Annotated in this window: 20 protein-coding genes and 4 tRNA genes; 11 read left to right on the top strand and 13 right to left on the bottom strand. The window is 34.8% G+C overall.

Translation table 11 applies throughout. The features are described from left to right. Positions 1-96: 96 nt before the first annotated feature. The gene (locus GFU89_RS01690; RefSeq protein WP_318845484.1) at positions 97-951 is read right to left on the bottom strand and encodes a hypothetical protein; all 855 of its coding nucleotides are present in this window, start codon (positions 949-951) and stop codon (positions 97-99) included. Beyond that, positions 951-1643: a dipeptidase PepE gene (gene pepE / locus GFU89_RS01685; RefSeq protein ID WP_318845483.1), complete on the bottom strand. Its 693-nt coding sequence runs from the start codon at positions 1641-1643 to the stop codon at positions 951-953. Before pepE ends, GFU89_RS01690 begins: the two co-directional genes overlap by 1 nt. A gap of 195 nt (positions 1644-1838) precedes the next feature. Here pepE and GFU89_RS01680 point away from each other — a divergent pair, with 195 nt between their 5' ends. After that, the gene (locus tag GFU89_RS01680) at positions 1839-2375 is read left to right on the top strand and encodes a tetratricopeptide repeat protein (protein ID WP_228460077.1); all 537 of its coding nucleotides are present in this window, start codon (positions 1839-1841) and stop codon (positions 2373-2375) included. Positions 2376-2575: 200 nt separating this feature from the next. Here GFU89_RS01680 and GFU89_RS01675 read toward each other — a convergent pair whose 3' ends face one another. Continuing rightward, positions 2576-3064, bottom strand: coding sequence for a YdeI/OmpD-associated family protein (locus GFU89_RS01675; RefSeq protein ID WP_318845482.1), 489 nt, complete (start codon positions 3062-3064; stop codon positions 2576-2578). A 308-nt stretch (positions 3065-3372) separates the two neighbouring features. Here GFU89_RS01675 and fsa point away from each other — a divergent pair, with 308 nt between their 5' ends. Beyond that, entirely contained in the window at positions 3373-4026 is a 654-nt protein-coding gene (fsa, locus tag GFU89_RS01670) for a fructose-6-phosphate aldolase (RefSeq protein ID WP_318845481.1), read from the top strand. Between the two features lie 68 nt (positions 4027-4094). On the opposite strand, the gene GFU89_RS01665 is transcribed toward fsa, so the two are convergent. The 5 genes from GFU89_RS01665 to GFU89_RS01645 all read right to left on the bottom strand — a co-directional run bounded on the left by GFU89_RS01665 (position 4095) and on the right by GFU89_RS01645 (position 8895). Further along, on the bottom strand, positions 4095-4961 hold the full coding sequence (locus GFU89_RS01665; RefSeq protein WP_318845480.1) for a GLPGLI family protein: 867 nt from the start codon (positions 4959-4961) through the stop codon (positions 4095-4097). Positions 4962-4981: 20 nt separating this feature from the next. Next, positions 4982-5548: a sugar O-acetyltransferase gene (locus GFU89_RS01660; RefSeq protein ID WP_318845479.1), complete on the bottom strand. Its 567-nt coding sequence runs from the start codon at positions 5546-5548 to the stop codon at positions 4982-4984. Positions 5549-5648: 100 nt separating this feature from the next. Further along, a complete protein-coding gene (locus GFU89_RS01655) occupies positions 5649-6539 on the bottom strand; it encodes a GLPGLI family protein (protein WP_318845478.1) in 891 nt (296 codons plus the stop codon). Positions 6540-6610: 71 nt separating this feature from the next. Continuing rightward, positions 6611-8524, bottom strand: a complete 1914-nt coding sequence (locus tag GFU89_RS01650) for a M56 family metallopeptidase (protein WP_318845477.1) — start codon at positions 8522-8524, stop codon at positions 6611-6613. A gap of 5 nt (positions 8525-8529) precedes the next feature. Next, positions 8530-8895, bottom strand: coding sequence for a BlaI/MecI/CopY family transcriptional regulator (locus GFU89_RS01645; protein WP_318845476.1), 366 nt, complete (start codon positions 8893-8895; stop codon positions 8530-8532). 334 nt (positions 8896-9229) lie between these two features. On the opposite strand from GFU89_RS01645, the gene GFU89_RS01640 reads away from it, so the two are divergent. From GFU89_RS01640 to GFU89_RS01630, 3 genes are all read left to right on the top strand, one after another. Then, the gene (locus tag GFU89_RS01640) at positions 9230-9811 is read left to right on the top strand and encodes a hypothetical protein (protein ID WP_318845475.1); all 582 of its coding nucleotides are present in this window, start codon (positions 9230-9232) and stop codon (positions 9809-9811) included. 82 nt (positions 9812-9893) lie between these two features. Then, positions 9894-10493 (top strand): Crp/Fnr family transcriptional regulator, encoded by a 600-nt coding sequence (locus GFU89_RS01635; RefSeq protein WP_318845474.1) that lies wholly within the window; start codon positions 9894-9896, stop codon positions 10491-10493. A gap of 93 nt (positions 10494-10586) precedes the next feature. Then, positions 10587-11741 (top strand): T9SS type A sorting domain-containing protein, encoded by a 1155-nt coding sequence (locus GFU89_RS01630; protein ID WP_318845473.1) that lies wholly within the window; start codon positions 10587-10589, stop codon positions 11739-11741. A 431-nt stretch (positions 11742-12172) separates the two neighbouring features. Here the strand turns inward: GFU89_RS01630 and GFU89_RS01625 are convergent, their stop codons facing one another. Beyond that, the gene (locus GFU89_RS01625) at positions 12173-12619 is read right to left on the bottom strand and encodes a GNAT family N-acetyltransferase (protein WP_318845472.1); all 447 of its coding nucleotides are present in this window, start codon (positions 12617-12619) and stop codon (positions 12173-12175) included. A gap of 173 nt (positions 12620-12792) precedes the next feature. On the opposite strand from GFU89_RS01625, the gene GFU89_RS01620 reads away from it, so the two are divergent. Continuing rightward, on the top strand, positions 12793-13506 hold the full coding sequence (locus GFU89_RS01620; RefSeq protein WP_318845471.1) for a 2OG-Fe(II) oxygenase: 714 nt from the start codon (positions 12793-12795) through the stop codon (positions 13504-13506). A gap of 63 nt (positions 13507-13569) precedes the next feature. After that, on the top strand, positions 13570-13842 hold the full coding sequence (locus tag GFU89_RS01615) for an Ada metal-binding domain-containing protein (RefSeq protein ID WP_318845470.1): 273 nt from the start codon (positions 13570-13572) through the stop codon (positions 13840-13842). 53 nt (positions 13843-13895) lie between these two features. Here the strand turns inward: GFU89_RS01615 and GFU89_RS01610 are convergent. Further along, positions 13896-13968: transfer RNA gene (locus GFU89_RS01610), tRNA-Met, on the bottom strand. 278 nt (positions 13969-14246) lie between these two features. Here GFU89_RS01610 and GFU89_RS01605 point away from each other — a divergent pair. Then, positions 14247-15020, top strand: coding sequence for a GLPGLI family protein (locus GFU89_RS01605; RefSeq protein WP_318845469.1), 774 nt, complete (start codon positions 14247-14249; stop codon positions 15018-15020). A 46-nt stretch (positions 15021-15066) separates the two neighbouring features. Next, complete coding sequence (locus GFU89_RS01600; protein WP_318845468.1) at positions 15067-15357, top strand: hypothetical protein; 291 nt, start codon at positions 15067-15069, stop codon at positions 15355-15357. A gap of 454 nt (positions 15358-15811) precedes the next feature. On the opposite strand, the gene GFU89_RS01595 is transcribed toward GFU89_RS01600, so the two are convergent. The 3 genes from GFU89_RS01595 to GFU89_RS01585 all read right to left on the bottom strand — a co-directional run bounded on the left by GFU89_RS01595 (position 15812) and on the right by GFU89_RS01585 (position 16106). Then, positions 15812-15884, bottom strand: a tRNA-Met gene (locus GFU89_RS01595). A gap of 37 nt (positions 15885-15921) precedes the next feature. Further along, a tRNA-Met gene (locus tag GFU89_RS01590) sits at positions 15922-15994 on the bottom strand. Between the two features lie 39 nt (positions 15995-16033). Further along, positions 16034-16106: transfer RNA gene (locus GFU89_RS01585), tRNA-Met, on the bottom strand. 101 nt (positions 16107-16207) lie between these two features. Between GFU89_RS01585 and GFU89_RS01580 the strand changes: the two genes are divergently transcribed. Then, complete coding sequence (locus GFU89_RS01580; RefSeq protein ID WP_223600895.1) at positions 16208-16819, top strand: L-threonylcarbamoyladenylate synthase; 612 nt, start codon at positions 16208-16210, stop codon at positions 16817-16819. Between the two features lie 39 nt (positions 16820-16858). Beyond that, positions 16859-17560: a type II CAAX endopeptidase family protein gene (locus tag GFU89_RS01575; RefSeq protein WP_318845467.1), complete on the top strand. Its 702-nt coding sequence runs from the start codon at positions 16859-16861 to the stop codon at positions 17558-17560. The last annotated feature ends 1 nt before the right edge of the window (position 17561 follow it).

Below are 17561 nucleotides of genomic sequence, written 5' to 3'. Positions count from 1 at the left end.
TAAATTGTTATTTGGGTCTAAATGCACAGGTTTCCAATAGGGTTCTCAACCAGTATCTGAACCTTGTTCATTGATTTAAATTCTAATCAAATATAGTTAAAATAAAAGCTTTTCATATTCCCGGAGATATTCGGAGCTGAAAAGAATCTGGTGGTCAGGCGATTTTTCAAATGAACGGTCATGGGTGAAATATTTTTCGTAATCATCTTCATCCATAAAAATATCCATCTGGCATTCTTTTATATAGTTTGATTTTTCTCCGTAATCTTCTATAAAATATCCTGATTCATTCCATTGTTCATTATGGCAGCGCAGGCAATTTTTTTGATGTACAGCTTTATAACCACATATTTCACAGTCTTCTAAACTTTGGAATAATGTTGAAATTTCATTTCGCCTGTCTTCCGGAAAAAGCAAGAGAGGAATTGTTTTTAACAGCAGATAATAATTAGGTTCCTGCCATGAAAAATAAAATAGTTCTTCTTGTCCTTTTATATGAACCCACATTCTTTGAAGATCATATTCCAGATCGGCTTTTATGATATTTTTAATATTCAGAAGGGTTTTATTATCTCTTCTGATGTTCTGTTGAGTATCAATTTCAATAACAGGCTGCTGTTCCAGAAAATGATTCAGACACAATGTAGTCTGCCAGGAACCTATGGTTCTCATTTTACCTTCACTGCCACAGATCTCACAAGTCTTCACCGACAATTCTGAATATTTGTCTTTGATATTTTTAAGCTTGTTATTAAGCATTTCGTCCTCAGAATACGTATAGCACCTCAACCCACCGAATTTTTCCTTTCCAAAAACACGGTGTTCCATATTCCAGCCTGCGATGGCAAATTCAAACAGCAATTTCCGGATCAGTTGCTCCCATCCGGTACTGTTCACTGAAAAATTAGTCAGATTACGTTCTATAAAAAGATTGATCTCTTCTTTGTTCATTAAAGTCTGCTTCCTGCTTCTATTTCGTAAGGCTCTTTACCTTTTTCAAAAATCCTTGTCAGCTCATTTCCTTCCACCGTAATAGAATCTGCTGTTCTTCTGATCCAGTTTCCTTCTCTAAGACCTACTACTTTGATATCATTCTGGGTAAGAAACTCCTGAATACGGGTTTCTCTGGTTTCTCCATTATGCTTCAAATCCGGGTTAGGATCAAGATAATGTGGATTGATATTAAAAGGAACCAGTCCCATACAGTCAAAACTTGGCGGATATACAATCGGCATATCATTCGTTGTCTTCATATTCTGACCTCCAATATTGCTTCCCGCACTGCATCCAAGATATGCTTTTCCTCCTGAAACGTTTTCTTTTAAGACAGACATCAATCCTTCTTCATGTAATGTTTTAACCAATAAAAAGGTATTTCCGCCTCCGGTAAAGTAGCCTTTTGCCTGATTCAGGGCTTCTTTTTTATCTTCAAATTCATGAAGACCTTTTACTTTTATGTTGATTGTTTCAAAGAAAGAGCGTGCTTTTGCTGTATAATCATCATGGGAAATTCCGCCTGGCCTTGCGAAAGGGATAAATACAATTTCGTCAATTCCTTTATAGAGTTGGATTAATTCTTCTCTTAAGTATTCCAGATATTCCCCGCCAAAAAGGGTAGATGTTGAAGCTAATATGATATTCATACCACTAAATTATATTTATTAATAAAAAAATGAATGACAAAGATAGCTTCAAACATTAACGAATCAAAAATTAAACTAAAAAAAACATGTTTCCCGTTAATATTTTCTAAAAAACCTTAAAGCTTCTAAAATTTAAGATTTTGTGGAATTATTATTGAATTTTAGATTTCGAATTTAAAATATAAGATTATGAAAATGAGTACAATTAATAGTAGAAATCTATTTTTAGGTTTGATACTGGCAGGAAGTGTAAGTCTTGTAAACGCGCAAACGACTCAACCGGAAACTTCGGCAGCAACGAGTCAGACAAGCAACCCAACGATTGACGGTCTTAAAAAACAGATTGAGGCCAACCCAAAGGATACGGAATCCTTAGCAAAATTAGCAGCAGCTTATCAGGAAGCTTCAGACTGGCCCAATGCCATTGATACCTGGAAGAAAATCTCTGCTTTATTACCGGACTGGGCTCCATCTTACTACAGCCAGGCTTATGCTTATCAGTCTGCAAAAGATGATGCCAATGCAAAACTGGCTTATGAAAAGTATATTGCAACCGTAAAACCGGAAGAAGTAGAGCAAAATAAGAAAAATCTGGCGTATGCCTATTTCTATATTGCCTTTGCAGAACAGCAAACAGATCCTAATAAGGCAAAAGAGCACATTGCTAAATCTATACAGTATGATCCTACCAATCAGGACGCTGTGAAGCTTAGCAAAGCTTTAAATTCTTAATAGAATGAAAATGCCGGAAAGTTTTTCCGGCATTTTTTATTTGTATCTAACTTGAATTTAACGCAAAGGTTTATTTTACTTACCATTTATTTTAAGGGAGCAAAGAGATGCGACATCGTCGCTGAAGGAGCTTTAATGGGAATACACTTCCTTGAAAATTACTGAATAAATACTATTCATATATTCTCCACTTTCAACTCTTATTCAATCATTTTTCCGAAAAAATCTGTTTCACCGTGTAAATGACGGATGATTTTCTCGATATTCCGCTGGATACTGGCTTCGGTTTTTAAATTGTTGATATAACGAACCAGTTCTTGCCTTCTTGAGGGAATCAGATTTTGGAAGTTTTCTGTTGCCAGAGAACTTTCTTTAATTGCTTTTTCCAATTGAGGATGAATAGAAATACTTCTGTCAGAATCATCATATTCCAATACAACTTCAATGACTTCTCCAATTCTCTTCGGGGAATTTTTCAACATTGTAAGGTTCACATACAGCCTCCATTCACCCAGATATTTCATCAGGTTTTGTTTAAAATCCTGCCCGTTTACTGTTCCTTTTACCGGAATCGGACTTTTATTTCTGCCTGAATCATCAAAAATCCTGTCCAAAATCTCTTCCGGAACAAATACAAAAGGATTAATCCCTATGATTTCCAATGTGGCTGTAAAACTGTTGCTTTTCATGGATAACAAATATAAACTGATTTTGCAGAAATACAAATTAGGTGATAGGTGATAGGTGATAGGTGATAGGTGATAGGTGATAGGTGATAGGTGATAGGTGATAGGTGCAAAATTAATTGTTTGTCTGAAGAGCAACCCAGGACTTATTTTTTTTCACTCTATAAGCTCTTATCTTCTGCTCTCCTACTCTGAAACATCCCCCTTTCTATAACTCCCAACCCCTCAAACGTGAATCTCCGTAACTCAAAATTCATATCCCAGAACTCAATTAATTCCCTATCTTTGTATCAATAAATCTATTTAACAAAATGAAATTTTTTATTGACACAGCTAATTTAGAGCAAATCAAGGAAGCGAGAGATCTTGGAATTTTAGATGGTGTAACAACCAACCCTTCATTAATGGCAAAGGAAGGAATCCAGGGATCTGAAGCGATCAAAAACCATTACAAAACGATCTGCGAACTTGTAGATGGAGATATTTCTGCGGAAGTTCTTTCTACAACGTATGAAGAAATGATTAAAGAAGGAGACGAATTGGCTGCTATTCACCCTAATATCGTCGTAAAGATCCCGATGATTAAAGACGGTATCAAAGCTTTAAAATATTTTTCTGATAAAGGAATCAGAACTAACTGTACACTGATCTTCTCTTCAGGACAGGCTCTTTTAGCAGCAAAAGCAGGAGCTACTTATGTTTCTCCATTCTTAGGAAGATTAGATGATATTTCTACAGACGGTCTGAACCTTATTCAGGAAATCAGATTGATTTTTGATAACTATATGTTCGAAACTGAAATCTTAGCGGCTTCTATCCGTCATTCAATGCACATCATTGACTGTGCTAAAATTGGAGCTGATGTAATTACATCTCCACTGCCTCCGATCTTGAGCTTATTGAAGCACCCATTAACAGACAGCGGATTGGCTCAGTTCATTGCTGATTCTCAGAAATTAGCATAATAACTGATTCTTATTCAGATATAAAAAACCCGGAACGATGTTCCGGGTTTTTATTTTTATAGTATTATTTATTTCAGCAGATCCAGTTCAAGAATATTATTCTGCTTTTTCAGATCATTTTTCCTTTTTATTTCTTTATCTTTTTGTGCTTTATCAACAGGAATCAATTTCCCGGACTCATCTATTTCCTGCATTTCAATTCCCTGAGCCATCATCTTTTTTTCACTTTTCATAGGATCGGCAAGGTAATCTTTAAAAGCTTTTCTATACTTGGTTTCATTCACGGTAACAAGAGCATTAAACCGCTCTTTTTCTTTGGTACTCTGCCATTCATATCCTTCAGGGAGTTTTTTATTTCCTTTTAATTCGAAGGAATGAGTCTGGGAAGCATCTTCAAGTTTTACAATTAATCCCGGAAGCCCATGAAATTTATAGGGTCCATCCTGAATAGGGAGGTCTGTTGTAAACCAGGCTGTCCATTTTCTTCCGGCGAAGTTGCAGACTGCTTTTTGTGCTTTGAACCCGCCAATCTCTGCTTTATCTGATAATATTTTCCATTCTTGTTTTCTGGCATCTTGAACCCTATATTCGTCAGCAGCAAGATTATTGAAAAAATTCACTGAATAATCCGGATACATCTTTTCAACACTATAACTTATTTTGCCTTTGAAGTTGATTCCTGAAAAATCTAATTCTTTAACTCCCATCTGAAGCTGTTTTTCCATAGCAGAAGTCATAAGAGAATCTGATTCAAAAGAATCTTTACTGTAAAATTTTGATCCTTTTGCCGCAACATCTAAAAGCATCATTTCCACTTCCGGCTTATCTTTAGCTGTAGAATCCAGGGCATATTTGTATTCATAAATAAACCTTTGATTCTGGGCATTAGTGAGTACGGCCAATATAAGACTGAATAGAATGATCAATTTTCTCATGGTTAGGTGGATATCGTTTTTTAATTCTGTTCTGTAATCTTTTTAACAACTTTACACGGGTTTCCCACAGCTACTGCATTATCCGGAATATCTTTCGTTACGACACTTCCTGCACCAATCACTGAGTTATTTCCGATAGAAACTCCGGGAAGTACAACAACATTTCCTCCCAGCCAAACATTATCTCCCACTTTAATAGGATGTGCATATTCAAGACCTTCGTTTCTTTGTTTAGCATCAAGCGGATGGCCTGCTGTATAGAAGCTGCAATTGGGACCTATAAATACATTATCACCGAATTCTACTTTGGCACAATCTAAGATAACAAGGTTATGATTCGCATAGAAGTTCTCTCCTGCTTTTATATTATATCCGTAATCACACCAGAAATTGGGTTCTATACAGATATTTTCTTTTATATTACCAATTATTCTCTGGAGTAGTCCATACCTCCTTTCCGTATCTGAGTTTTTCAGTCCATTATATTCCTGGCACAGATCTTTGCAGGTAATACGTTCCTGAATCAGTTCTTGGTCATAATTAGCATTGTATAAAAGTCCTGCTGCACATTTTTCCTTTTCTGTCATGATATAAAATTCTAAGTCTTGGGATTAAAGATACACAATACAAAAAAAAATACAGTAAGATTATTATAACCTTACTGTATTTTAAATAAATAGAAACTGCTTATTTATAAAGCTCCGGTTCTATTTTATTGTTATTTTTTACCTGTTCTTCTTTTGCTCTTTTTTCGATATTCCTGTACATTTCATTCACATCAATACTTTTCCCATCCTGATTTTTCATCTGTACCACAGCTCCTGCAGGAAGAGTACTCATGGTTTGCTTCATATCTTTTGTAGGATCCGTAAGATAATCTTTCCAGGCTTTTTTAAACTGCTTTTTGTTTATCTCAATTTCTTTACCTCCTAAACCAATTGTAGTAAGACCCGGTATTTGCACATCTTCTTCTGATGCGGCTTCCGTTTTCTTATTACCGATTAAAGTCATGATATGAGATCCTGTTTTATCTTCAATTTTAATGATAAGTCCTGGCAGTCCATAGAATTTATAGGGACCATCCTGGAATGGGATGTCTGTAGAAAACCAAGCAGTCCAGCTTCTGCCTCCAAAATTCGTGGTTGCTTTTTGCGTGTTATAGTCACCAATTTTCTGTTTTTCAGGAAGAATTTTCCATTCAGGTTTTTGGTCTTCCGGCATTTTATAGGTTGTATTTCCAATATTCTCAGAGAATGAAACACTATAATCCGGATATTTTTTCGTGACCGTAGAAAAAGTCGTTCCCGGCTTTATATTTCTCTTGATATTGATGCTTCCTCCGAATCCCCCTTTCATCTGCTTGGCGATATCTGCTTTCATTGTTGAATCAGCAACAAATTTTTCGCGGCTGTAATATTTAGATCCGTTTTTATCAATATCCAGCAGCATAACATCACTTTTCACGTCTGCTTTATTGGTTGAATCAGAGATGTATTTATAGTCATAAAAGAACCTGTTCACTTGCGCGTTAATGGCTACGCTTAAAAATGCTAATAAAATGAAATAACTTTTTTTCATAATTTATGTATTATACAGATCATAATAAAAAAGCTCTGACAATGGAGTACTGACAAAGCTTTTTTGGAACTTTATTTCTTTGTCTCAATTCTTACTTCTCCTTTCTTCACTTCCCCATCCTTCTGGGTATTGACCATTACTTTTGAAATATTAGCAGAATTCAAAGCGTTAACATCATCTTTGGATGCTTCTCTTCCATCAATGTAATACTTATAGTTGTGATCATCATTACCGTTAATGCTAAACTTTTTCACCCCATTCATGGCAATGTTTCCGTTACCGTCTTTTTTGATGAAATCAGCGTGCATTACCATAACCTTAGGAGCAGAAGTTATCATGGTAAAGTTACCAGCTCTGAAACTTTGTGCTGTTTTTTCAGCTTCCACACGTATTTTTTCGCTTTCTTTTCTTATTCTATCCCCTTCTATTCTGGCTTTTTCTCCTTTGATAAGGAATACAGCACTTTCAGCTCTTGCTCTGTCTCCTTCTAACCGGGCTTTCTCCCCCTCTATTCTGGCTTTCTCTCCTTCTACTCTGGCTTTTGCTGCTTCTTTCATAGCTTTTTTAGCTTCTGCCATTGCTTTACGTACTTCCTCTTTTTCTTTAGGGCTCAGATCCTTATAATAAACTGTATTATTATTTTTAAAATAAACTACTTTAGGAGATTTTGGAGCCTGAGGTGCATTGGGCGGTGTGGGAGGAACCATCTCTTTTACTACTCTTGCAGCCTCTCTTCCCGCTTTTTTTGCCGCTCTTTTTATTTTACGAAGTTCTTTCTTATCCAGAGGATCCATATTTTCAAGTTCCTTCATCTGATTTTTCCATTCAGCAGAATTGAAATATTTATCAACTTCAACTTTGGAAGCAATCTCTCCTATCTCTGATGCGAGGTTGCTTATTTCTTCAATTTTATCACTGAAGGCATCACTTTCCGGATCCAATCCGTCCAGTTCCTTCTCTTTTTCTTTTATCTTTTTCTCAAGATCGGTCAATTTTGTATGATCTTCCGGTGATACAGATTTTAATCCTGTGATATTTCCCTGAACTGATTTTTCAGGTCTTACTGTATCTTTTTTGATTTCTGAAACTACTTTTTTAATGGAAAGGTTTGTTTCTTCAATCTCTCTGTTCTTCGCATTTACCAGATAAGCAAAAGCTACGGTAAATAACACTGGCAATGCAAGAATTCTTCGCGCATATCCGAACTTGGTTTTTGGTTTTTGTAACATTTTAAGTCTTTTTTTAAGGTTTGAACTTAGAAACGGACTGGCAGCAGGCAACTGTGTTCCGGAAAAGTGGCTTGCTAAAAGCATCTGCGCAAATGCTTTGGTGTCCGATTGTTGTACGGCTTTTTTATCAGCCAGATACTCGTGGATGAGATTAATTTCTTTTTTGATAATATGAAAAAACGGATTGAACCAGAAAACAGAAGTAATAATCTCGATAAAAATTTTATCAAAGGAATGTTTCTGTTCAATATGTACCATCTCATGCTTTAAAATCTGTTTTCCGATATCAGAATGCAGTGTAATGGCATTCTTCCAGAAAAGGTTCTTAAAGTATGAAAATGGAGCCTCGCTAAGGTCTGTACGGTAAAAGTTGATCCCGTCAAAACTTTCTTTCTGAAACTGTTTTTTAAACTGCTGGATTTTGAAAATCCCATAGATAAGCTTCCCTAAAAAATAGAGAGAAACCAGTCCCAGAGTTGAAAAAATAATGTTAAAATAAAGGTTACCATTATTTATATTTTTTTCTGAATTAAAATTCTGAATCTTGTCAAGAAGCATATACATATCATTATTTACTTCTATCGTAAAATCATCTACTTTGATAAGTGGCAGCAGCAGCGATATCACAATTGCCGCCAACAGATAAAATCTGTTATAATGATGGAATGTCTTGTCCTTTAAAGACAACTGGTAATACAAAAATGTTACACCCGAACATAAAATTGTTTTCCCAAAGTATAAAAGTATTGCTTCCATAGGTACTAGTCTTTCTTTTTTAGTTCATTCAATAACATCTCAAGATCTTCTACAGTCATTTCGTTTTTTTCTACCAGAAATGAAACGGCACTTTTGTAGGAGCCTTTAAAATAGTTTTTCACAAGACTCTTCATCGTTTTCCCGGAATACTGTTCTTTTGAAACCAGCGGAAAATACTCATGCTGTCTTCCGTGTACACGATAGTCTACAAATTCTTTGTCTTTCAATACTTTTAAAATGGTAGAGACCGTATTGGTATGCGGTTTTGGGTCCGGAAAAAGATCAAGAACATCCTTTAGGAATCCTTTTTCTATTTTCCATAAATACTGCATTACCTGCTCTTCTGCTTTTGTTAAAGTCTGAATTTTCATATCCTGTTCAATTATCAATTATTGTGATATAAAGTATCCAATTCTATATCACTAAGAAATTAGTTATACAAATGTAGAAATAAAAATGAATCAAACAACTATTTTTTTAGTGATAAACATAACTCATGATATATCTTTCTGATAATCAGTAAAATAAAATTAGTTAAAATATATTAATTTTGTAAAGGAGTGAAATACTCACCTGCTTAATCCACAGAAAAAGAGTCATTTCAGGGATAAATTCTTAAAACTTGTTAAATTTTATTAAATAAAATTAAAATGAATTTGTTTTAACCGGGAAATTATATTTATTTTAGTGCTTTAAAAATTTCTCATGAAAAGATATAATTTATTGATTGTACTATTACTGCTTATTTTCAACGTTACTACAGCACAAAAGAAGGGTTCTCCTGCTGCTGATCTGAGCATATTAAAGGATACGAAATCAAAAATCGAAGCTACCGTTCCATTGGTTATTCAACATCTTCAGACCATTGCTACAAAAGAAGGGGATAATAATATCGTAACGAACGGAAAGATTGCTGTAGGTAAAGAATATGGTATTTTAGAATCTGAATGGTTTTTATACAGAAACAATATGAAAAACTGTATTCTGAACAATTCATCCAAAAAAGCAAAGAAATGTATGGAATATCATAACAATATGATGAGAGGTACAATGATTAATTATAACAATTATATTACCAACCTTACAAGAAAGAACGGATATCTTGGAGTGGAGGGTGATACAAAATTTGATTTCAAACCTGCTGATATCGCTACAAAATTGAGTGAAGCTTACTTCAATGCCAACGATGCTGCCGGAAGAATGAAAGCGGATCAGAAAAGAGACTTTTTGGGACAGACCATGTCTGATGACAACAAGCTTACTCCTTACGCTCAATTGCCTCAATAATATTTAATTTTAAAATAATAAGTCCCACTTTTTCAGAGTGGGATTTTTTTTACTACTTTTTTCATTTTATATTCTGTCACCCATGCTTCATATCTTTACTGCGATCAACTCCTATATCAGTTCAATGCTTGATAATAAAGATACTCCACCTGTTTCTTTATCACTCGAAGGGATGATGGCCATTTTCACAAAACTGCAAAAGGAAGAACTTCCCAAAAATAGTATTTTGGTAAAGCCCGGCCATATCTGCCGGCACATCTATTTTATAGAGAAAGGAGCAGCCCGTATTTTTTACTATAAAGATGAAAAAGATGTCACAGACGGTTTCAGAGGAGAAGAAACTCTGCTGTTATCCATTATCAGCTTTATCCGTCAAAAGCCTGATAAACGAGGAATAGAGCTTCTGGATGATTGCGTCCTATGGAAACTAAGCTATGATGACCTTGAAGAACTTTCCGAAAAATTCCCGGATATTCAGTATCTGTACAGAATGATCATGAGCAGTGTATTGATTATGACCCAAAACAGAATTGACAGAATGCTGTTTCAAACTGCGGAAGAACGGTATGACGACTTTATAAAATCGCATCCCAGAGCGGCGGAGCTTCTTACACTAGGCATGATCGCCTCATTTTTGGGAATTACTCAGGAGACGCTAAGCAGAATCAGATCTAAAAAATAAAGTGTTTTGATATTTGTCAAAACATTTCTTTTTTTATTTGATTTTTGTCAAATTGACTATCAAGACTACCTCAATATCTTTGAAAAAAAAGATATGACAAAGAAATCAATTCTATTTTTATTCCTGCTGATCACCGGTATTTTTTACGGCCAACAATGGCAGACTGCAACAATTCAGCACAGTTCCGGGCTCAGGGAATATTCCATTTATGTACCTTCTAATTACAATTCTCAAAATCCGGCTTCGCTCGTTATCACATTACATGGGTTGGGAGATACCATGAATAACTTTAGGAATATTGGCTTTGCAGCTCTCGCTGAAACGAATAACATCATTGTGATCTGCCCACAGGCATTAAGTGATCCTTTATCCGGAACAGCCTGGAACTCAGGAGCGGGATATCCTTTTTATACTCCTAATGCCAATGTAGATGATGTTGGATTTATCAGCAGCCTGATTGATTCAGTAAAGCAAACCTACAGTATTAATCCTAATAAAGTTTTCGCCTGTGGTTTTTCTATGGGAGGATTTATGACAGAAAGACTTGCCTTGTTTTTAAATGATAAAATAAAGGTTTTTGCTTCAGTAGCAGGAACTTTCGGAAACGGAATTCTACCTGTAGCCGCGGGAACTCCGGGACGTCCTGTATCTATCGCTCATTTTCATGGCACCTCTGATGCTACGATTGGCTACAGCAACAATAATTTCGGAAATTCTGTAGATCAAATGATCAATTACTGGAAAAACAACAACTTATCAAACAGTACCCCAGTACATACCCTTCTTCCTAATACCGCCAATGACGGACTTACTGTAGATCACTACAAATACACCAGTCCAAGCAACAATTCTGTTATTGAACTTTATAAGGTGAACAATGCAGACCATGTGTGGCTTACTCCACAAAATGATATTTCCTACACTCAGAAGATATGGGAATTCTTTACCCAGAACAGCAGTAATCTATCCGTTTCGGAGGTATTGGCCAACGATAGAGAGTTCTCAGTATATCCTCTTCCTGCAAAAGATTTTATCCACTTACGCTTTCCTAAAAACTATTCTGATATTGAGCTGGCAATCTATGATCTTACCGGAAAACTCATGCTATCTGAAAAAATCAAATTAAAAAACAATACTGAATATACTTTAGATTTAAAAGCTGGGAAACTGATCAAGGGAAACTATCTATTAACGGTTAAAAATGATCACAATCCTAACCCTGTTACCAAAAAAATAATCATAAACTAGTTCATGACTCTTTAAAAGCATCCTCGTTTACATTTAAGATCGATTAATCATTTTAGAAAGCAAGGGTAAAGCAAAAAATCTCTGCCGGAAAAAGCAGTTTTGTGGTACTAATCATAAAACTCTTGGGGAAAAAGTAGAAAATTAGGCAGAGATTTTTTTGCATACACTCTACAGATCAACTGTCCTACCCATGATCTGTAAAAGCTTTACAAAAATAGGACTATGCCCTCTACCATTGACAGGATGCCTTGTAGAATTAAATGTTCAAAATTGTAGAACTAATACTACTAAAGGAAAAATGGAAGTGGGAAAAAATTTACGCTCGAAAATAACATAATTTTAATATATCATCTAAAGTTTTATTACCCTGCGGCAGATTCTTACTTCCCACTTCCGGTTCTCCACCTAAAAATTATCTGCCGCTTTAATCTCTATTTCCACCAATGGTAATAATTGTGCAGACCATCATATTCAAATCCACAACGGGGATATAAAGTATTTCCGATATCATTTGTTTTTTCGGTTTCAAGCATCAATCCGCATGCTCCCGTTTCTTCACACCATTGCTTACTACGGTCAATTAATGCTACAGAAAGTCCTTTTCCTCTGTAATCCGGATGAACGAACAAATCGCTTAGCAGCCATTGTTTCTGTAGTTTGGTATAATGAAACAGTTTGTAAAGCTGTACAAATCCCACTGCCCTTTCTTCAGCCATCACAAGAAAGATATCTGATTCACTGTTTAAAAACCGTTCTTTGAGAAAAGCTTTTCCTTTTTCTATATCTGATTCCTGTCTGTAAAAAACACGGTAAAGATTGAATAATTCTGCTGTTTCATCAAGATCCTCAAGGCTGCCCTTTTTAATACTGTAATTCATCGTTATATTTATTTTTATTAACAGAACAAAAGTAGCCTTAAACAGGACCAGACTTATCATCCAGATTGACATTATAATGATGGTCCAGAAAGGTCAAAATAAAGATAATACCGCATGTTTCGGATTTTCTTATTCTGGATAACTTCGGATTTTTGCAGTATAAAATCAAACCAATGAAAGATATTATTCATAAACTCAAAAATACAGATTGGCAGCATCTTACGGAAACAATGCACGAAAATGGATATGCAGTAATTTCCAATCTGTTATCTGATCAGGAATGTGAAACATTGAAGACGAATTATGACAAACCCGATTCTTACCGAAAAACAGTGGTTATGGCCAGACATCGTTTCGGTCTTGGTGAATATAAATACTTTGATTATCCGCTTCCCGAAATCATTCAGACCATACGAACGAATATCTATCCGTATCTGGCTCCTATTGCCAACTCATGGTTTAAAGCCTTACATATTGACACTCAATTCCCTTTAGATCATCAGGAATTTTTACAACAATGTCATACTAATGGCCAACAGAAAGCAACTGTTTTAATTTTGAAATATAAAGCAGGGGGTTTTAATACTTTGCATCAGGATTTATATGGTGATGTATACTTTCCTATTCAAATTGTGTTAATGCTCAGCGAACCTGACAAAGATTTTACAGGTGGAGAATTTGTACTTACCCAGCAGATCCCGAGGGCACAATCAAAAGCAATTGTTTTAAAACCTAAAAAAGGAGATGCCCTCATTTTCACCACTCAATTTAAGCCTGAAAAGGGAACCAAAGGCTATTACAGAGTCAATATGAAACATGGAATAAGTGAAGTTCAGGAAGGCAGCCGATATGCGCTGGGAATTATTTTCCATGATGCAATTAGCTAGTAAAACGAACTTAATTACTTCCAACCCAATTTTAACCTAAACTATCCCCCTTCAATCATAAATATGATCCAGCATTCTCAACTATCACCCAAAAGCTTAAGAAGTAAAATCCACAGTCAGGATATTCGTTTTGGAGGAAATAAAAAACTGAAGATTTACGGATTGCTTAGTTGTGGTTCAGGAAAAAGGATGAAAATAGAAAACAGAATTTTCTTTAAAGATGAAGAAGAGGCGTTACAAAACAACTATCGTCCTTGTGGACACTGCATGAAAGAGGCATACAAGCAATGGAAACAAAAAATGTCCAGCCAGATTGCTTCACGTTGTTCGCAATGACAGGATAGCATAAAAAAATCGGTATAACTGTCGTTATACCGATTTTAGTTTAGTAGCGGGAACCGGACTCGAACCGATGACCTTCGGGTTATGAGCCCGACGAGCTACCTACTGCTCCATCCCGCGATATTGTAGTGCAAAGATAGAGCTTTTTCTATAAATTAAAAACATTTGTTCCATATTCATGCTGTATTCAACATAGTGTTCGGATAATCAGTAAGAAAAATTTCTCTTCCATTTAAATAGTAAAGTTTATAAGAGTGGACAAATGTGAAATCATATCCAGCTACATATTTATTTTTATATGATAGCGTTTTTAACATAATAAAAAATATTTAAAAATTACGGATTCCCATACTGATGGATTAATATAATTCAGTATCATTGTAATACACTTGAAATCTATGAAAAATAAATTATTAGCATCATTATTTATTGTTAGTTTTGCTTTTTTATCTGCTCAAAATAATAAAGCAATAATGGAAATAAACTATGAAACTAAATTAGTTTCGGATAGTTTAAATAAAGACAAAATGACGATTTTTGCATCAACATTATTATGTAATAATGTAGAATCAATTTACTTTAGTAGAGAAGCAAAGGCATTTTATAATGGTACTTCTAAAGAAACAATCAGTACAACCGCAGGTGCCATTCCAAAATATCCCAAATCTGTTGGAAGTGTTTATAAATCTAAAGAAAATCTTCTTGTATCACTTCCTGTTGGAAAATATATTTTCACCTATGAAGAACCAAAGTTAAAATGGGAAATCTTAAACGATACCAAGGATATTAAAGGCTTTAAATCAAGACTTGCTAAAACTACAACAGATACAGGGGATACGTTTTTTGCTTGGTTTACTAATGACGTGACAATTCAAGACGGACCATTCAGATTTAAAGGATTATCCGGTTTGATTTTGGAAGTTTACAACAAAAATAAAACTATTGAAATCTACGCAACAGATATAAAAAAATCTGATGAAATAATTGAGCCTTTGAATTACGGAAATGATGTAAAAACAAAATCTAAGGATCAGTTTTTAGAAGCAAGAAAGAATTATACAGAAAATCCGTCTATGTACAATGGAAATTTAAGGGTTGTAGATGCCAATGGTAATGATAAAACTAAAACAATGTCTGATCGTCTTAAAAAGATGAATACTTTTCTTGATTAACAATTTTTTTGACAATAAAAAAACATTAAATTTAAAAATTTCTACTATGAAAAAATTAATTTTCGTGGGCTTATTAGCTCTATCAACATTTACATTTGCAAATACTAAAGAAGAAGTAAAGCAAGAAATTAAACATGAAAAAGTAATTGAAGTTAAGGAATTAACTATTGAACAAAAACAGGCATTAGCTGTAATGTTTCAAACATGGTCTGTTGCTTACACTAATTCTTGTGGAACAACTAATACAGTTTTCTTCCAATCAGATAATGCAGATGGAAGCCCTGCCTTTATCAGAGAACTAGCATATGCTGTAAATTCAACTTATGATATTTGTTAATTAAAACCATATCAATGTAAGAAGTACCTTATTAAAGGTACTTTTTTTATACCCATTATCAAACTTTGTGAATTATTTTTTTCAATCCTCAACAGTTTTTTAATTTCTATGTTTTTATTTATCTGAACTAGTTCCAGAATTATTTATTAGATCTTCAAACTCATTCCTCAAAAGTATAATGCAACCTTGTAGATTACTAATTGCTGACATGAAAATGCCTCTTGATCTGAATCTGCAGATTCTATTTTTTACTGGTGATTTATTGGAGTATTCTTCAGGAAAGATTTAACATCCCCACCTTCTTCACATCTATAATTAGAAATATCCGTAAAAATAAAATCAGCAACCTGTAAGGCAATGCTGATATTTTGGCACTGTATTCAATCTTCAAAATTTCAAGTAAAATTAACATAAAAAAATCGGTATAACTGTCGTTATACCGATTTTGGTTTAGTAGCGGGAACCGGACTCGAACCGATGACCTTCGGGTTATGAGCCCGACGAGCTACCTACTGCTCCATCCCGCGGTGTATTTTTAGAGTGTTTACCGAAAACACTAATTAGTAGCGGGAACCGGACTCGAACCGATGACCTTCGGGTTATGAGCCCGACGAGCTACCTACTGCTCCATCCCGCGGTGTATTTTTAGAGTGCTTACCGAAAGCACTTAACTTAGTAGCGGGAACCGGACTCGAACCGATGACCTTCGGGTTATGAGCCCGACGAGCTACCTACTGCTCCATCCCGCGATATTGGATTGCAAAGGTACGAATATTTTTCACAAATCCTAATTTTTCTTTTAAATAAAGGACTTTTATGAAAACTATTTTATTATTTGTATCTTTGTTTTATGGCAAAAATATTAAAAATTTACCCAGACAACCCACAGGAAAATCTTGTGAATGAGGTTATTAAAACTTTAAATAATGGCGGGCTGATTATCTATCCTTCTGATACGATATATGCTTTAGGCTGTAATATTTTTGATATAAAAGCCATGGAAAAACTGGCTCAGCTCAAAAAAATGAAGCTTGAGAAGTCAAAATTCTCGATTATCTGTAATGATCTCAGCCATCTTTCGGACTTTACAAGACCTATTGACACCTCGGTTTTCAGATTTTTGAAAAGTCATCTTCCCGGACCGTTTACTTTTATCCTTGAAGCTAACAAAAGTTTACCTTTAGCATATAAAGGTCATAAAACAATAGGTATCCGTGTTCCTGATCACCCGATTCCGCAGCTTATCGTTGAAAAACTAGGACACCCTATTGCTTCCACTTCCATTAAAGATGATGATGAAATCCTTGAATATTCTACCGATCCAGAGCTGATTGCTGAGAAATATGACCATTTGGTAGATATCGTTATTGACTCAGGATATGGAGATAATGTGGCTTCTACTATTGTAGACCTCACTTCCGGAGAACCGGAAATTATCCGTCAGGGAAAAGGAATTATTTAATTCAAAAATGTAGAATTCAAGGTTTAGGGTTATTGAATTATGGGGTTTAATGGGAAATATTCTATAGGAATTTTACTCACTTTTGTGCTTTTGGTTGCAGCAATGCTTTATACTTTCCCGGTTATCACTCTGATTACAGGAATAAGAGGAATTACGGCAGACAGCTTTTTTCTCAGTAGAATTATGATCTGGATTGTTTTGATCATTGTATTTCTATACAATACATTTATCGAGAAAGGTTCATTTTTATTAAAAAAAGAAAATCGATATTCTCTCTTATTTTATATAAAGGCTGTTCTGAGTTTATATTTTATCTGCATGATTGGCGGAGCAGTTCTGAATGCCATAATCCTTTTTTTTATCCCTGAAAAAATAAGTGATAAGCTTCTTAACCTTGTACCCATTTTTAAAAACAATTATTTTCTAATTATTTTCTTGTGCCTTACCGCTGCTATTGTAGAAGAATTCCTGATGCGGGGTTATATACAGCCCAGGATTGAAAAAATCTATAATAATCCAAATGCCGGAGTGATTGTTTCATCCATTTTATTTGGAATTCTGCACAGCACCTATGGTACCGTAGGTCAGGTTCTCGGACCTTTCTTTATTGGAATTGTTTTTGCCCTGTTTTATAAACGCTATTCGAATATTAAAATTCTGATTATCTGTCATTTTATGATTGACTTTATCTCTCTGATGACCCTGAATTTTATTAATATTAAACATTTATCTGTATTTTAAC

Origin of the sequence: Chryseobacterium sp. JV558 (assembly GCF_033712365.1) — a bacterium.
GTDB lineage: Bacteria > Bacteroidota > Bacteroidia > Flavobacteriales > Weeksellaceae > Chryseobacterium.
The sequence above is the reverse complement of the archived record's forward strand: the minus strand, read 5'-3'. Positions and strand labels throughout refer to the sequence as shown.

Excerpts from the sequence above, each read along its gene's own strand:
- GFU89_RS01625 (WP_318845472.1), bottom strand. The coding sequence starts at position 12,619 with ATGAATTACAGTATTAAAAAGGGCAGCCTTGAGGATCTTGATGAAACA.
- fsa (WP_318845481.1), top strand. The coding sequence starts at position 3,373 with ATGAAATTTTTTATTGACACAGCTAATTTAGAGCAAATCAAGGAAGCG.
- GFU89_RS01645 (WP_318845476.1), bottom strand. The coding sequence starts at position 8,895 with ATGAAAATTCAGACTTTAACAAAAGCAGAAGAGCAGGTAATGCAGTAT.
- GFU89_RS01660 (WP_318845479.1), bottom strand. The coding sequence starts at position 5,548 with ATGACAGAAAAGGAAAAATGTGCAGCAGGACTTTTATACAATGCTAAT.
- GFU89_RS01640 (WP_318845475.1), top strand. The coding sequence starts at position 9,230 with ATGAAAAGATATAATTTATTGATTGTACTATTACTGCTTATTTTCAAC.
- GFU89_RS01605 (WP_318845469.1), top strand. The coding sequence starts at position 14,247 with ATGAAAAATAAATTATTAGCATCATTATTTATTGTTAGTTTTGCTTTT.
- GFU89_RS01630 (WP_318845473.1), top strand. The coding sequence starts at position 10,587 with ATGACAAAGAAATCAATTCTATTTTTATTCCTGCTGATCACCGGTATT.
- GFU89_RS01665 (WP_318845480.1), bottom strand. The coding sequence starts at position 4,961 with ATGAGAAAATTGATCATTCTATTCAGTCTTATATTGGCCGTACTCACT.
- GFU89_RS01615 (WP_318845470.1), top strand. The coding sequence starts at position 13,570 with ATGATCCAGCATTCTCAACTATCACCCAAAAGCTTAAGAAGTAAAATC.
- GFU89_RS01600 (WP_318845468.1), top strand. The coding sequence starts at position 15,067 with ATGAAAAAATTAATTTTCGTGGGCTTATTAGCTCTATCAACATTTACA.
- GFU89_RS01650 (WP_318845477.1), bottom strand. The coding sequence starts at position 8,524 with ATGGAAGCAATACTTTTATACTTTGGGAAAACAATTTTATGTTCGGGT.
- pepE (WP_318845483.1), bottom strand. The coding sequence starts at position 1,643 with ATGAATATCATATTAGCTTCAACATCTACCCTTTTTGGCGGGGAATAT.
- GFU89_RS01575 (WP_318845467.1), top strand. The coding sequence starts at position 16,859 with ATGGGGTTTAATGGGAAATATTCTATAGGAATTTTACTCACTTTTGTG.
- GFU89_RS01620 (WP_318845471.1), top strand. The coding sequence starts at position 12,793 with ATGAAAGATATTATTCATAAACTCAAAAATACAGATTGGCAGCATCTT.
- GFU89_RS01635 (WP_318845474.1), top strand. The coding sequence starts at position 9,894 with ATGCTTCATATCTTTACTGCGATCAACTCCTATATCAGTTCAATGCTT.
- GFU89_RS01580 (WP_223600895.1), top strand. The coding sequence starts at position 16,208 with ATGGCAAAAATATTAAAAATTTACCCAGACAACCCACAGGAAAATCTT.
- GFU89_RS01690 (WP_318845484.1), bottom strand. The coding sequence starts at position 951 with ATGAACAAAGAAGAGATCAATCTTTTTATAGAACGTAATCTGACTAAT.
- GFU89_RS01675 (WP_318845482.1), bottom strand. The coding sequence starts at position 3,064 with ATGAAAAGCAACAGTTTTACAGCCACATTGGAAATCATAGGGATTAAT.
- GFU89_RS01655 (WP_318845478.1), bottom strand. The coding sequence starts at position 6,539 with ATGAAAAAAAGTTATTTCATTTTATTAGCATTTTTAAGCGTAGCCATT.
- GFU89_RS01680 (WP_228460077.1), top strand. The coding sequence starts at position 1,839 with ATGAGTACAATTAATAGTAGAAATCTATTTTTAGGTTTGATACTGGCA.